The sequence below is a fragment of the Minwuia sp. IMCC3060 genome (assembly GCF_029909435.1).
GTDB lineage: Bacteria > Pseudomonadota > Alphaproteobacteria > Minwuiales > Minwuiaceae > Minwuia.
Genome location: NZ_CP123782.1, coordinates 223,826 through 239,076, shown reverse-complemented (window position 1 = coordinate 239,076; position 15,251 = coordinate 223,826). Strand labels below are relative to the sequence as shown.

13 protein-coding genes are annotated in these 15,251 nt (G+C 65.8%); 7 read left to right on the top strand and 6 right to left on the bottom strand.

Going from position 1 to position 15,251, the window contains the following annotated elements:
* The first annotated feature begins 101 nt into the window (after positions 1 to 101).
* A complete protein-coding gene (locus tag QGV54_RS01020; protein WP_281018740.1) occupies positions 102 to 1,190 on the top strand; it encodes a PAS domain-containing sensor histidine kinase in 1,089 nt (362 codons plus the stop codon).
* A gap of 14 nt (positions 1,191 to 1,204) precedes the next feature.
* On the opposite strand, the gene QGV54_RS01015 is transcribed toward QGV54_RS01020, so the two are convergent.
* From QGV54_RS01015 to QGV54_RS00990, 6 genes are all read right to left on the bottom strand, one after another.
* The gene (locus QGV54_RS01015; protein ID WP_281018741.1) at positions 1,205 to 2,116 is read right to left on the bottom strand and encodes a hypothetical protein; all 912 of its coding nucleotides are present in this window, start codon (positions 2,114 to 2,116) and stop codon (positions 1,205 to 1,207) included.
* Between the two features lie 98 nt (positions 2,117 to 2,214).
* Positions 2,215 to 3,222, bottom strand: a complete 1,008-nt coding sequence (dusA, locus tag QGV54_RS01010) for a tRNA dihydrouridine(20/20a) synthase DusA (protein WP_281018742.1) — start codon at positions 3,220 to 3,222, stop codon at positions 2,215 to 2,217.
* A gap of 160 nt (positions 3,223 to 3,382) precedes the next feature.
* On the bottom strand, positions 3,383 to 4,144 hold the full coding sequence (locus QGV54_RS01005; protein WP_281018743.1) for a nuclear transport factor 2 family protein: 762 nt from the start codon (positions 4,142 to 4,144) through the stop codon (positions 3,383 to 3,385).
* 13 nt (positions 4,145 to 4,157) lie between these two features.
* Positions 4,158 to 4,838 (bottom strand): DNA-3-methyladenine glycosylase I, encoded by a 681-nt coding sequence (locus tag QGV54_RS01000; protein ID WP_281018744.1) that lies wholly within the window; start codon positions 4,836 to 4,838, stop codon positions 4,158 to 4,160.
* A gap of 81 nt (positions 4,839 to 4,919) precedes the next feature.
* On the bottom strand, positions 4,920 to 7,295 hold the full coding sequence (locus QGV54_RS00995) for a heavy metal translocating P-type ATPase (RefSeq protein ID WP_281018745.1): 2,376 nt from the start codon (positions 7,293 to 7,295) through the stop codon (positions 4,920 to 4,922).
* Between the two features lie 84 nt (positions 7,296 to 7,379).
* Positions 7,380 to 8,243 carry a DUF547 domain-containing protein gene (locus tag QGV54_RS00990; RefSeq protein ID WP_281018746.1) on the bottom strand — a complete coding sequence of 288 codons (864 nt, stop codon included), beginning with the start codon at positions 8,241 to 8,243 and terminating at the stop codon, positions 7,380 to 7,382.
* Between the two features lie 163 nt (positions 8,244 to 8,406).
* Between QGV54_RS00990 and QGV54_RS00985 the strand changes: the two genes are divergently transcribed.
* The 6 genes from QGV54_RS00985 (at position 8,407) to gltX (ending at position 15,226) form a co-directional block, all read left to right on the top strand.
* Complete coding sequence (locus QGV54_RS00985) at positions 8,407 to 9,144, top strand: hypothetical protein (protein WP_281018747.1); 738 nt, start codon at positions 8,407 to 8,409, stop codon at positions 9,142 to 9,144.
* 59 nt (positions 9,145 to 9,203) lie between these two features.
* On the top strand, positions 9,204 to 9,446 hold the full coding sequence (locus tag QGV54_RS00980) for an Lrp/AsnC ligand binding domain-containing protein (RefSeq protein ID WP_281018748.1): 243 nt from the start codon (positions 9,204 to 9,206) through the stop codon (positions 9,444 to 9,446).
* 3 nt (positions 9,447 to 9,449) lie between these two features.
* Positions 9,450 to 10,076, top strand: coding sequence for a bifunctional nicotinamidase/pyrazinamidase (gene pncA, locus QGV54_RS00975; RefSeq protein ID WP_281018749.1), 627 nt, complete (start codon positions 9,450 to 9,452; stop codon positions 10,074 to 10,076).
* Positions 10,077 to 10,193: 117 nt separating this feature from the next.
* On the top strand, positions 10,194 to 12,113 hold the full coding sequence (locus QGV54_RS00970) for a PhoX family phosphatase (RefSeq protein ID WP_281018750.1): 1,920 nt from the start codon (positions 10,194 to 10,196) through the stop codon (positions 12,111 to 12,113).
* A gap of 112 nt (positions 12,114 to 12,225) precedes the next feature.
* Positions 12,226 to 13,887, top strand: coding sequence for an NAD+ synthase (locus tag QGV54_RS00965; protein WP_281018751.1), 1,662 nt, complete (start codon positions 12,226 to 12,228; stop codon positions 13,885 to 13,887).
* A 4-nt stretch (positions 13,888 to 13,891) separates the two neighbouring features.
* Positions 13,892 to 15,226: a glutamate--tRNA ligase gene (gene gltX / locus QGV54_RS00960; RefSeq protein ID WP_281018752.1), complete on the top strand. Its 1,335-nt coding sequence runs from the start codon at positions 13,892 to 13,894 to the stop codon at positions 15,224 to 15,226.
* Positions 15,227 to 15,251: the final 25 nt, after the last annotated feature.

The window sequence follows — 15,251 nt, the reverse complement described above, 5'->3', positions numbered from 1 at the left end:
CTGAGTCATCAACCAAATCGTCCTCGGAGATTCCGGCGCCCTACAGTACCGACCGGCGTCTGCTGGACTTTGCATGGGCAGGAACGGACTGGTTCTGGGAGATGGACTCCGCGCTGAGGTTCTGCTGGTTCTCTGATCAGTTCGAGGAAGTCACCGGCGTCTCACCGCGCGCCCTGCTGGGGTACAGCAGACGGGAGATGCTGGAACAGGGCGACCCGGTTACCGATGATGTGACGTCGCTGGCCGACTGGTGGAACCACGTCGCGCAACTGGAAGCCCATGAACCCTTTCGCGACTTCGTCCACCCCCGCATGCATCCCCGCAAGGGCAAGGTCTATGTCTCGATCAGCGGGACACCGGTGTTCGACACCGATGGCCGGTTCGCAGGCTATCGCGGCAGCGGTCGCGATGCGACGCGGGAGATCATGACCGAGAAGCAGCTGATGGAGGCCAAGGAAGAGGCAGAGCAGGCCAACCAGGCCAAGACCGCCTTCCTGGCCAACATGAGCCACGAACTGCGCACGCCGCTGAACGCCATCATCGGTTTCGCGGAGCTTATCGAGCAGCAGATCGCAGGCCCCATCGGCAACGAACGCTATTCGGAATATGCCGCCGACATTCGCCAGAGCGGTCGCCACCTGCTGGGAATAATCAGCGACATCCTGGACATCGCCAAGGTGGAGTCCCGACAGATCGAACTCGCGACCGATGTGGTCCCGCTGTGTGAACTCGTCGATGCCGCAATGAACAACGTCCGGCCACAGGCCAATCGGTCAGATGTGGAGCTGTGCCCGGCTGATGAAGCACCGGATGTCATGCTGCGATGCGACGAAAGGCGGTTGAGTCAGGTACTGGTGAACCTGCTGTCCAATGCCGTGAAATTCAGCGATGCGGGCGGCAGGGTCACCGTCACTGCCGGGTTCGCGGATGATCGTTTCGCGATCACGGTGACTGACACGGGTATCGGCTTGACACCAGTGGAACTGGAACTGGCGATGCAGCCGTTCGGACAGGCCGCCAATCACACCACCCGCGATCATGAAGGCACCGGACTGGGCCTCAATATCGCGGAGAATCTCTGTCAGTTGCACGGCGGCACTCTCGAACTGGTCAGCACACCAGGCGAAGGCACCTCTGCCAGCATCCTGCTGCCTGTCGATCGTGTCCTGTCCCCACGGGGACAGTCCTGAGCGCACGGACGTGGTCAGCGACGACCGCTGAAGAACCCCAGAAAACCGGAACGCTTCGGTTTCCGCATTTCAAGCTGGCCATCCGCAATCAGCGGCTGCGCCCCGCCATCAAGCCGGTCCATGCGCTGCGACAGTCGCTGAACCGCTCGCTCCACGGGGCCCAGCCCACCGGGTCCCGCCTCACGCAGGTCGCGTATCTCGCGGCGCAGGTCGGCAATCTCCCGACGCAGGGTCTCGACCTCCGACTTCATCGCGGACGCATCAGCGCGGCCCGATCCGGCGACTTCCCGGACAGCACTCCGCGCCACATCCGGTGCACTGCCGCGCCGTGTCGCCGGCAAGCCTGACGCATCGGCAGCGGCGGTGTTCCGGGGCGCTTCCTGCTGGTCATCCGCGCTTCGGCGGCGTGCGGACTGGCGCGGGTGCGATACGGCGCTCTCCCTGGGCGGGTGCCGTTCTTCGTCAGGATATGACGGGGCCGTCACGGGACGGGTCAGATCAACCTCCCCCACGATCTCCCCGGTCGTTGTCTCGATCTCGACGTCTTCAGGCAAATCGAAAGCCGGAACGGCCTCCGGCGGGGCTGACTCCATCGGGTGCATCTGCGGCGCCGTGGCAGTCGTCACAGGCTCCTCGGCGGGAACACGTGTCCCCCTTCGGCGCAGCAGGTTGGTACGGGCCGTTGACAGACGGTTGATCCGGTCGCGCAGGCTGGTATCGACGTTGCCGGTCTCGGGAGCCTTGGCGGAAGCCGGCTCGGCAGTCCGGGCCGGCGCTGCGGGCTTCTCCGCCCCGGCCGCCCCGGGTGCAGCACGATCAGCGGGCGCCTTCTTCTGCCCCGAGCCACCACGCCGAGCCCTGCCAACGGGCGGCGTGTTCAGGCTGCGGCGGATGCCAACCGTTGATGTGTCGTTCAGTGCTGACATGTCCTGTCGTCCCTCCGGAGACTTCGTTGCACCATAACACTAGGCAAGACGCGGGCCACATTGCAGTTTCGGTCTGCGTTCGGAAAGTCAGGCCTTGCTCAGGCAGCCACCGGGGCTGACGTGACATCTACTGCAGCAAGCGCACGGCGGATCGTTTCCGGCCCCGCGCCGGGCTGACGGGACTCCTCGCCCAGAATCCGGCGGAAGGTTCTGGCGCCGGACAGGCCATGCGCCAGTCCCAGCATGTGGCGGGTCATGTGCGGCAGCGGAGTGCCCGACAGCATCTCGCGCTCGACATGCTCCAGATAGCCCTCGATGACGGTTGCCAGATCCGGTGGCGGTGTCGCCTCACCAAAGAAGCGCCGATCCACCTCCGCCAGCAGCATGGGCCGGTGATAGGCGGCCCGGCCCAGCATGACGCCATCCAGGCGGTCCATGTGCGCCGCCGCCGCGTCCAGCGTTTCCAGCCCGCCATTCAGGATGATTGGAAGCTTGGGAAAGCCCTCCTTCAGCCGATGCACCAGACCATAGTCCAGCGGCGGCACATCGCGGTTCTCCTTCGGGCTGAGACCCGAGAGCCATGCCTTGCGCGCATGCACGATCACCGCGTCAGCACCTGCATCCGCCACCCGGCGCACGAAGTCCGGCAGCACCTCCTCCGGTTCCTGCTCATCAACGCCGATCCGGCATTTGACGGTGACCGGAACCGGGACACGCGCCTTCATCGCCGCGACACATTCCGCGACATGTCTTGCATTTCGCATCAGGACCGCGCCGAAAGCGCCATTCTGCACACGGTCGGAGGGACAGCCGCAATTCAGGTTGATCTCGTCGTAGCCCGCATCCGCGCCCATCGCCGCACAGTCCGCGAGATCAGCGGCATCCGAGCCGCCAAGCTGCAGCGCCACCGGATGCTCCGACGGGTCGAACCGCAGCAACCGCTCCCGCGGCCCATGGATCAGCGCGCCTGTCGTCGCCATCTCCGTATAGAGCCGCACCCGCCGCGAGATCAGGCGCAGCAGGTACCGGTCATGCCTGTCCGTCCAGTCCATCATCGGGGCGACGGAGAAGCGGTGGGACTTGCATGATGTCGAGCAGGATTTCATATCTCACCGAACAGCAGGCGATTCCGGCCAGCTGGCCTCTCGCGTTCCTTGCGACATGTTGCGTCGGCTTCGCGCGATGGCCGCGCCACATGAGGCAGTGCACATAGCATGCGCAGGATCAGCTTTGAACCGCCTCGGTCCTCGACCGCTGCCCTGCCTGTCAGAACTTCCCGTTCGAATTCCTCCATTCGCTGCGCGGGGCAATTGGCGAAACCGTGTTCCAGTGCTCGACAATCCGGCCGTCGGCGACACGGAACAGGTCATACAGTCCCGCATGGAGACCATCCTTGCTGCCCTCGATCATGCACAGCACGAAATTGCCCTCGGCAAGGACGCGATGCACCTGTTGGTAGATGGTGCGCCACGAGCCGTCCGACCGCCGGGACTCAAGCGATGCCCGTAACGCGGCAATACCGTCGGCGATCTCCGGATCATGCTGGATCAGGTCATCGGCGACGAAGGCATCCAGCCGGTCAAGCCGCCGTGCGACAAGCACCTCGCGCGCAAAACCGGTCACAAGCTCCCGATTTTCTTCGGTCTTGCCCAGATCGACAATGGCGGTCTCGCCATCCAGCATGGTGTGGCCTGACGGGTTCGGAGGCTGCTTCATCTGGATGTTGTCCCAGTGCTCGACCGCCTTTCCGTCCTCGAAACGGAAGACCTCGAAGGCCACTTCCACGCCCGCGAAGTCGTACTCGTTGTGGGCAAATGCGAAATCGCCATCCTCGAAGACACGCACAAAGGTCACACGCGGGTTCGTCTTCGCAAGGCGGGCAAACAGGTCGGCAAGGCCCAGGCTGCCCTCCCCTGTCCGTGGATTGTGCTGGATGTACTTCGCCTCGTTGACGACAGTGGCCGCTTCCGGATCTCCGGTTTCAATGCCCTTGCGAAGCTTCTGAAGCAGTTCCTTCCTGGATGTCATGCACAGGCCTCCATCAGGCTGAAGCATGGTCGATGCTGAGTGCAAGGGTCTGGCTGATGGCGGTCAGGCCGCGACCGGACTGGGCCGACCAGGTGTTGAAGGCATCCTGGACCGCCCGCATGTCCCGCTGCGCGGTGGGGGGCCGGTCGACCACCCCTTCCGCGATCAGCCGCGCCACCACGTCCTGTGAGAGAATGAAGCTGTCGCGGCCCATGCTGCGCAGCATGCGCTGGCCCGTCACGGCACCCAGCCGGCTGCCGCGCTTCGCGATCAGTTGCAGCAGATCGACATAGTCGGCATTCGGCCAGGTGGCGAAGGCCGCGCCCGCGCTGCCATGTTCCTGCGCCAGTTCCTGCAGGAAGCGGGCATTCGCGATCACGGCGCTGATCTTGGCGGCGTTCCTGACGATCCCCTTGTCGGCGAGCAGCCGGTCCATGTCCCCGTCGTGATAGAAGGCGACACGGGCCACATCGAACCCGTCGAAGGCGGCTTCGAAGCCCGGCCACTTCTTCTCGATCACCGACCAGTTGAAGCCTGCCTGGAACAGGCACTTCGCCATTGCCGCCAGCCAGCGGTCGGCAGGAACCCGAGCCAGTTCTGCCGCCGGAACGGGCCGCGTCAGCCGCGCCTCCAGCATCTCGGGACCGCCGTGGCGGTCAGCCGCAATCCGGTAGATCGCATCGAAATCCTGCATCCGCAGCCTCCTGAAAGAGCAGGCGCACCCGGTCTCAGCCTCTTTGAGGTGCGCAGCCCGTCGCCTGAGACATCATATAGCTCAGTCCCGGTCGAGTTGCAGCGCCCGGAGGCGCAGGGCATTGCCGATCACGGAGACGGACGAGAGGCTCATGGCCGCCGCGGCCAGCATCGGCGACAGCAGCGCGCCGGTCAGCGGGTAGAGCACGCCTGCCGCCACAGGCACCCCGACGCTGTTGTAGGCGAAGGCGAAGAACAGGTTCTGGCGGATATTGCGCAGGGTTGCCTGGGACAGCCGCCGGGCACGCAGCACACCCTGCAGGTCGCCTTTCAGCAGGGTGATCCCCGCGCTCTCCAGCGCCACATCCGCGCCGGTCCCCATGGCCAGCCCGACCTCCGCCGTGGCCAGCGCCGGGGCGTCATTGACGCCGTCACCGGCCATGGCGACCCGATGGCCGCGGGCCTGAAGTTCCTCCACCAGGGCCTTCTTGTCCTCGGGCAGCATGCCGGCGTGGACATCGTCGATTCCCAACCGGTCGGCGACGGCCTGCGCTGTCCGCATGTTGTCACCCGTGGCCATGACGATATGCATCCCGGCGGCGCGCAGGGCATCAACGGCCTGCGCGGCACCGGGCCGGACAGGGTCCGTCACTGCCAGCATGCCTACCGCCTGCCCGTCCACCGCCACGTGCATGACCGTGCAGCCGCTGTCACGCAGGGTATCGGCCCTGGTCTCTTCCATGGACAGGTCGATACCGAGATCCCGCATCATCGCGGCATTCCCGAGCGCAACCGGCACCCCGGCGGAGATCCCCCTGACGCCCTTGCCCGACACGGAAACGAACCCGGTGACGCTTGCGGCGCTGATGCCGCGATCGGCCACGCCATCGACAATGGCGCTGGCCAGCGGATGCCCCGATCCACTCTCCAGCCCCCGGGCGATGGCCAGCATCGCGCCCTCGTGCAGGGTACCGGTCACGACCACCTCGGTCAGGGTTGGCCTGCCCATCGTCAGGGTTCCGGTCTTGTCGACGATGATCGCGTCGACATGGGCAAGATGCTCCAGCGCCTCCGCGTCACGGACAAGCACACCCGCCCGTGCCCCACGTCCCGTGGCGAGCATGACCGACATGGGCGTGGCCAGCCCCAGCGCGCAGGGACAGGCGATGATCAGTACGGAGACCGCGGCGATGATCGCATGTGCCAGTGCCGGTTCCGGCCCCAGCAGCAGCCAGACGGCGAAGGCCGCGAGGGCCGACAGGACAACCGCAGGCACGAACCAGGACGCGACCCGATCCGCCAGCCGCTGCATCGGTGCCCGGGACCGCTGCGCCGCCGCCACCATGGCCACGATCCGGGCCAGCATGGCATCGTCACCCACCTTCTCCGCCCGGATCAGCAGGCTGCCATCGCCATTCATGGTGCCGCCCGTGACAATGTCTTCCCGGTCCTTGGCCACCGGCAGGGACTCGCCGGTCAGCATGCTCTCATCCACCGTGGAGCGGCCTTCCAGCACCACGGCATCGACCGGAACCGATTCACCGGGCCGGACCCGCAGGGTGTCGCCGGTGATGATGTTCTCCAGCGGGGCGTCATATTCGTCGCCATCGGGCAGCACCCGGCGCGCTGTCTTCGGGGCCAGGTCCAGCAGGGCCCGGATCGCATCCCCCGTCTTCTCCCGCGCGCGCAGTTCCATCACCTGCCCCAGCAGGACCAGGGTCACGATCACCACCGACGCCTCGAAGTAGACCGGCAGTTGCCCGCCCGCCCCACGCAGGGTGGGGGGAAAGAGCTGCGGCAGGTAGGTCGCGGCCATCGAATAGAGATAGGCCGTGCCGACACCGATCATGATCAGTGTCCACATGTTCAGATTGCCGGTCCTGACCGAGGTCCAGCCGCGATGGAAGAACGGCCGCGCCACCCAGATCATGACCACGGTCGCCAGCAGGCTTTCCAGCCAGGTCGCCAGGGGCTCGCCAATCCAGCCGCGCGCGGGGATACCGACCATCGGTGCCATGGTCAGGATCAGCAGCGGCACCGCCATGGCCAGACTGATCCACAGCCGCCGGGTGAAATCGATCAGTTCGTGGTTGGGGCCGTCCGACACGCCGCCCATCGGCTCCAGCGCCATGCCGCAGACCGGGCAGGTGCCGGGACCTTCCTGCACCACCTCCGGGTCCATGGGACAGGTGAAGGTGGCATTCTTCGGTGCTGTCTTGTGCTTGCGGGCCTTGTTGCCGGAGAGATGGAACCAGGGATCATTGCCGAACTTCGTGCAGCAGCCCTTGCCACAGAAATGGAACGTGTGACCCTTGTGCGGGAAGCTCGGCTTGCCCGCGTCGAGCGCCACCGTCATCCCGCACACCGGATCCTTCACCGCGCCATCGACCGGCACGGTGGCATCACGAATAATGTCGGCGGACCAGCCCTGCTCAGCCGGCCCCGATCGTGTCGTCATCTGGTGGATTCCCGTTCGCGAAACACGAACACATTCATGCAGCTTCCAGTAACCGGAAGGTCAACCGGCTCCAGGCCGACCGGATCAGTCCGTCTTGTCGAGCACGATCCCGTTCAGCCGCCAGTCATAGGCGTCGCCGGCAATCTCGCTGGTCGTGATCAGGTGATTGCGCAGGCCGCCGTCGGCGTAACGCAGCATGTGCTCGATCACGCCTTCCTCAGTTCCACCGAAATCCTCCCTGAACCAGACATAGATCGAGGAGACCTGGAGGCCACCGTGACCATCGAGATGTGCCCCCCGGCTGTGGTTGATGTAGGCGCGCGCCTGTTCCTCCAGCTGCACGTCCAGCTTCTCCGGCTCATAGGCCTCTGCCCGCAGGTCGGGGCAGCCGATCGAGGCGCAGTTGACGGCGTAATGGATGCGCGGATCATCGAATATCGGGCGCAGGATGCGGTGTTCGATGTCGTTCAGTGTCAGCGCCTGTCCCTGCACGGTCACCAGTTCCGCCCCCCAGGGGCCTGACGCGAAGAGACCGGGCGAGATGTCGATGTCGCGAATGCTCTCCACATCCGGATGGTCCAGCACCACACGCACGGTCAGCGCATTGTAGAGATTGATCCAGTAGGCAAGCTGATCCGGGCGATCCAGGCTTCTGACCTCCGTCGCGGCCAACCGCGCCACATAGCGATCCAGCACCGCCCGGTCACGCGCGAAACCGGCATAATCCACGCGCATCACCCCGTTGGGCCCACGCACCAGATGCGCCTTCAGCAGCCTGTCCCAGTCCGCGTGATCCACATGCTGTTCCGAAGACGGCGTGTAGGGGGTCCAGATCTTCCAGAGTTCCGCATCCGGCGCAAACAGACGCTCCCAGGGGGCTGAACTGGCAGCGAACGGCAGAAAGGCGAGGATCAGCAGAACCATCAGGCTCGGGCGACGACGGGGCATGAAACGGATCCTGGAAGCTGTTCGCGAACCCTTCGGATATCGCGTTCGGCTATCAGGCAGACAAGGTCATCAACGAAAAATGAAGCGGCCTGACCGAATCAGGCCGGGCATGACATCATCGAAAGTTCATTCGGATATTCACCCCGGAACGGACCCACGCCAGATGCCTGCCACGATCGGCCTTCTATCGACGGAGCAGCCGCCGACCGCCCTCGTGCTGGCGCTGGCGCCCGTGCTGGCCGCGTCTGGTGTGCAGGTGGTGGCGGCGCTGGATGACTTCCTGGCCTTCGACATCGACCGCCGGTCCACGGCGGGCCTGATGCTGCTGCCCGGATCCGGCGCGGCGATGGCGGAGCGGATCCCGGCGGAGCGTGTGTTCTGGATCGGGGAGCCACCCTTCACCCGCGACCTGCCGGTCGGGCGGACGCTGGGCAAGGCCCGCTTTCACGAGGTGGTCGGCCTGCTGAACGGACGCGCCAGCGGCGGCAACCTGCATCGCGCGGTGCTGGAGACGGGTGCCTTCATCCTTTCCGGCATGCGGATCTTCGACCAGACCAGCGCCGGATATGCCATCGACGGGGCACTGAAGTCCGGCACGGCGGCGGAGCGTTTTGCCGCCATGTTCGGCCAGGACGTGATGAGCGAACCCGGTCTGCTTGCCCCGCTTGGCCCGACACGTCGTGACGTCATCGCACCCCGGCGCGGCAAGGTTTCCGGCTGGAAGACCGGCCCCATGCGGGCGGCACTGCTGGCGCTGGGCGGTGGCGGGGCAATCGGGCGGATCGTGCCGGTCGGCACCGCCACCAGCCCCCGCAAGCCGGTTGCCAGGCTCTACGGCAACGACGCGGAGCGGGTGGAGCGCGCCGAAACGCTGCTGGTGGACGCCCTGCAACTGGCGTAACAGGAACCAATCAGACAGACTGCGGCCAGCGGCCAGCCGTCAGCAAAGGGAACGCCATCATGCAGACCATCTTCATCTGGGTGAAATGCCAGTTGGGCCAGGCCTACAAGGTCGCCGACGAGGCCGTGGAGAACGTCGAGCAGGTGTCGGAGGTGCATTCGGTCTCCGGCGAGTGGGACCTGCTGATGAAATGCTACCTGACCGACACACAGGACATCGGGCATTTCGTGAACGAGGAGATCCAGATGCTGCCCGGCGTCAAGGACACCTTCACCACGATCACCTTCAAGGCCTTTTCCTGACCCATGGTCGCCATCGACCCGGCAACCGACCTGCTGCTGCTGATCGACATCCAGAATGATTTCTGCCCCGGCGGTGCCCTGGCTGTTGCCGATGGTGATGCGGTGGTCCCGGTCGCCAACGCGCTGATCGACCGCTTCAGCCATGTCGCGCTGACACAGGACTGGCATCCCGCCGGGCATTCCTCCTTCGCCTCCAGCCATGCCGGCGCAGCGGCCTTTTCGACCGTCGAGACCGATCACGGGCCGCAGACACTCTGGCCTGACCACTGCATTCAGGGCACCAACGGTGCCGCGTTTCACCCGGACCTGACCATCGACCGTGCCGAACTGGTCATCCGCAAGGGGTTCCGCCCGGAACTCGACAGCTACTCGGCCTTCTTCGAGAACGATTGCAGGACGCCGACCGGCCTTGCGGGTTATGTCCGCGACCGGGGCCTTACCCATATGGTCATGGCGGGACTGGCCACCGATTTCTGTGTTGCCTGGTCCGCACTGGATGCCCGCAGGCTGGGCCTGGACGTCACCATGATCCTGCCCGGATGCCGCGCCATCGACCAGGATGGCTCACTGGCACAGGCCACGCAGGACCTGCGCGCGGCAGGTGTCGTGCTGGCAAGCCAGGTGACCTGATCGGGGCGGCAGCCCCCCTGCCCCAGCAGTCCTGTCACAGTGCTGAAAGATGATTCTGGCAGATGCATCACCCATGACCTGTGGGGAACAGGTCGCCCAACATGCAGGTGAAATCAGATGCCAGATACCATTCCGACGTCCAGCGAAGAACTCTCGTTCGACGCATTCGATGAAGCCAACAATCCGCGTCCGGCCACGACCGACTTTGAAACCGTCGTGGCGCGCGCGATGTCCCGCCGCCGCTTCCTGGGTGGCTCGATCGCCTTCGGTGCCAGTGCCTTCGTGATGGGTACGACGGCACTGACGCCGATGGAGACGCGGGCCGCCGCAAGCACTGCCGCCAGCCGCCTCGGCTTTGGCGCGGTTGCCGCCAACGGCCTCGACACGGTCACGGTGCCGGAGGGCTACAGCTGGCACATCGTGGCCCGGTGGGGCGACCCCATCTTCCCCGATGCACCCGAATTCGATCAGGCAACCCGCGGCACGGGAGCCAGCCAGGAGCGTGCCTTCGGCGACAACAACGACGGCATGGCCATGTTCAGTCACAATGGCCGCACCATCCTGGCCGTGAACAACGAGTACACGAACCGCGGCATCATGTACGGCAACCGGGCGTCCGGCCTGCCGGAGAACGCCGACGACGTGCGCAAGGGCAAGGCCGCCCATGGCGTCAGTGTTGTCGAAGTGGCGGAGCAGGACGGTTTCTGGAGCATCGTCACCGACTCGCCGTTCAACCGCCGCATCACCGCCGACACACCGATGGAGATCACCGGCCCGGCGCGCGGTCACGCACTGCTGCAGACGGCAGCCGACCCGACGGGCACCCGGTCGCTGGGCACCTGGAACAATTGCGGCAACGGGCGGACCCCCTGGGGCACCTATCTGACCTGCGAGGAGAACTTCAACGGCTATTTCTCCTCCAGCGATCCCGATCTGAAGGTTCCGGCAGAGATGGCCCGCTATGGCATCGGGCTGAAGGACTGGGGCTACGCCTGGGCCACGGCGGACGAACGCTTCGACATCGCCAAGCATCCGAACGAGGCAAACCGCGCCGGATACATCGTCGAGATCGATCCGACGGACCCGACCTCGACCCCGAAGAAGCGCACCGCGCTGGGCCGCTTCAAGCATGAGAACGCAGAGGTCGTCGTGGCCGCGAACGGTCATGTCGTCGTCTATCTCGGCGACGACGAGCGTGGCGAGTTCCTCTACCGCTTTGTCAGTGCCGACACCTACGGCCTGGGTCGGGACAACAGTGACCTGCTGGAGAACGGCCGGCTCTACGTCGCGAAGTTCACCGATGACATGCGCGGCACATGGGTGGAACTGACCCCTGAGTCCACGGGCATGGCCACGGATGCCGAGATCCGCATCCACACCCGCCAAGCGGCTTCCGCGGTCGGTGCAACCACGATGGACCGGCCCGAATGGGTCGCCGCCAACCCGCACCGGGTCGAGGCCTATTGCTGCCTCACCAACAACAAGAACCGCGGCATCAAGCCGAACGCGGGCGGCGACGAGACCCCGGTCGGCGGCCCCAACCCGCGCAAGGCCAACCTGTACGGCCAGATCGTGCGCTGGGTCCCCGACAATGGCGACCACACGGCTGACGGTTTCGGCTGGGACCTGTTCGTCACCGCAGGCAATCCGAGCGTGCATGACGATGCCAATGCCGGATCGGCCAATGTGACGCCCGAGAACAGTTTCAATTCTCCGGACGGCCTCGGCTTCGACAGCAAGGGGCTGATGTGGATCCAGACTGACGGCAACTATTCCAATGCCGGGGACTTCGCCGGGCAGGGCAACAACCAGATGCTGGTCGCCGATCCGGTGAGCGGCGAGATCCGCCGTTTCCTTGTCGGTCCGAAGGAATGCGAGATCACCGGCATCACCTTCTCGCCTGACCGGCGCACCGTCTTCATCGGTGTGCAGCATCCGGGCGAGAAGGGCGACAGCCACTTCCCGGACGGTGGCCAGAGCGTTCCGCGCTCAGCCGTTGTCGCTGTTCGCCGGGACGACGGAAGGCCCGTCGGCTGACCGGTTCCGGAAATCGTGCAGCGAAAGGGGGCGTCTCCCGCCGGGGGCGCCCCTTTTTCGTGTGACACCCTCACCGCTTGCAGGCGACGCGGCACGCGGCTAATGAAATCACATGACAGACAAGCTTCAGATCGCGCTGGCGCAGGCCAACCCGACCGTCGGCGACGTGCAGGGGAATCTTGCGCTTGCCCGTGAAATCCGCAGCCAGTCCGCCGCCCTTGGGGCGGACCTCGTGCTGTTTCCGGAACTGTTCCTGATCGGCTATCCGCCGGAGGATCTGGTGCTGAAGCAGGCGTTGCAGGATGACGCCATCGCCGCCGCCGAGACCCTGGCGGCGGAAACCGCCGATGGCGGCCCCGCGATGCTGCTGACCACCTGCTGGCGGGAGGACGGCAAGCTCTACAATGCCGTGCTGCTGCTGGACGGTGGCGAGGTCAAGGCCGCACGCTTCAAGCATGACCTGCCGAACTATGGCGTGTTCGACGAAAAGCGGCTGTTTGCCTCCGGCGCGCTGCCCGGGCCGATCAACTTCCGCGGCGTGCGGCTGGGCGTGCCGATCTGCGAGGATATCTGGACCCCCGACGTGGTCGAGTGCCTGGCGGAGACCGGCGCGGAGATCCTGCTTGTCCCGAACGGCTCCCCCTTCGAGGATGACAAGGTGGACACCCGCCTGAACCATGTCGTCGGTCGGGTGACCGAATCCGGGCTGCCGCTGGTCTATCTCAATCAGGTGGGTGGCCAGGACGAACTGGTCTTCGACGGCGGCTCGTTCGTCATCAATACCGACCGCTCCGTCGCCGTGCAGATGCCGGAGTTCGAGAGCGCGCTGGTGCTGACCACCTGGAACCGGACCCCCGACGGCTGGGTCTGCGAGAAGGGACCGGATGCCGCCCCCCGCTCCAGGCTGGAGAGCATCTACCGGGCAATGATGCTGGGCCTGCGGGATTATGTGAACAAGAACGGTTTCCCCGGTGTTCTGCTGGGCCTGTCAGGCGGCATCGACTCCGCGTTGAGTGCCGCGGTCGCCGCCGACGCGCTGGGTCCGGAGCGGGTCTGGTGCGTGATGCTGCCGTCAAAGTACACCAGCGAGGAAAGCCTGAAGGATGCGGCGGAGAATGCGCTGCTGATGGGGGCGAAGCTGGATACGGTCTCCATTGCCGACACCGTGGACGCCGTGGAAGGCGCACTGGCGCATGTCTTCGAAGGACGCGACCCGGACATCACGGAGGAGAACATCCAGTCCCGTGCCCGTGGCCTGATCCTGATGGCCATGTCCAACAAGTTCGGTCACATGCTGCTGACCACCGGCAACAAGTCCGAGATGTCCGTTGGCTATGCCACCATCTATGGGGACATGGCGGGTGGCTATTCGGTGCTGAAGGACCTCTACAAGACCACGGTCTTCGCCCTGGCCGACTGGCGCAACCAGCACCGCCCCTCCGACGCTCTCGGCAGGGAAGGTCGCGTCGTGCCGCAGAATGTCATCGACAAGCCGCCCTCGGCGGAACTGCGCCCGGATCAGAAGGATGCGGACAGCCTGCCGCCCTACGACCAGCTGGACGACATCCTGCACTGCCTGGTGGAGAAGGAGATGGCGTTCGAGGCCATCGTCGACCGGGGGCATGCGCCGGAGGTGGTGAAGCGGATCGAGCATCTGCTCTACATCGCCGAATACAAGCGCCGCCAGGCCCCGCCGGGTGTGAAGATCACCACCCGCAGCTTCGGCCGCGACCGCCGCTACCCGATCACCAACCGCTTCCGCGACGCGATCTGAGGTGATGCCGGGAACACCACGCGTCAGGTTCGCGCCCAGTCCGACCGGGGAGCTGCATCTCGGCAACATCAAGGCGGCGGTGATCAACTGGCTGTTCGCGCAGGCGCATGGCGGCAGTTTCCTGCTGCGCATCGACGACACCGATACCGAGCGATCAACACAGGCTTTCGAGGACGCGATCCTGCGCGACCTGAGATGGCTCGGCCTGGACTGGGACAACTTCGCGCGGCAGTCGGACCGGACCGCCAGCTACGAGGCCGCCATTCAACGGTTGCGGGACAGCGGACGCCTCTATGCCTGCTACGAGACACCGGAGGAACTGAACCGGAAGCGGGGCCTGCAGCGGGCCGCCGGTCGCCCGCCGGTATATGACCGGGCCGGTCTGCGCCTGACCGATGCCGAACGCGCCGTGCTGGAGGCCGAGGGTCGCCGCCCGCACTGGCGCTTCCTGCTCGACCGGAAGCGGGTCGGCTGGGACGATCTGGTGCGTGGTCCCCAGGATGTGGATGCCGCCTCCCTCTCCGACCCCGTGCTGATCCGCGCCGATGGCCGCCCGCTCTATACCATCACCTCCGTCGTCGATGATGGGGAGATGAGGATCAGCCATGTCATCCGGGGGGAGGATCACGTGGCCAATACCGCGGCCCAGATCCAGCTCTTCGAGGCGCTGGGGCATCCGGTTCCGGTCTTCGGGCACTTCGCCCTGATCGTGGAGACTGACGGCTCCCCCCTGTCGAAACGGGAAGGCAGCCGCACCGTTCAGGCCCTGCGCGAACGGGGCATCGAGCCGCTGGCGCTGGTCAGCCTGCTGTCACGGTTGGGCACGGCGCAGCCGGTCGAGGCCTTTGCGGACCATGCGGCCGCGGTCGCCGGGTTCGACCTGTCCACCTTCGGGCGGGCCGCCGCGCGCTTCGATGAGCGCGAACTGGCGAAACTGTCGGCGACGCTGGTTCACGGGCTGGATGTTTCCAGGGCATCGGCGCGGCTTGGTGACGGGATCGATCCGGCGCTCTGGGAGGCCGTGCGCGGCAATCTGGAACGGCTGGAAGACATCCGCGACTGGCAGGCCGTCGTCGGGGCCGAACTGGCGCCGGTACTGGAGAACCCGGACCTGACGGCACGCGCCGCCAACCTGCTGCCGGACGCACCGCTCGACGGCGAAAGCTGGGGCACCTGGACGAAAGCGGTCCGGGCCGAGACCGGGGCGAAGGGGCGTGACCTGTTCCGTCCCCTGCGCCTCGCCCTCACCGCCCGCGAACACGGCCCGGAGATGAAGGCCCTGCTGCCGCTGATCGGGCGCGAGCGGGCTGAGCGGCGACTGAGAGGCCAGACGGCCTGACGCCCAGTCCGCCAGACGCCCAGAC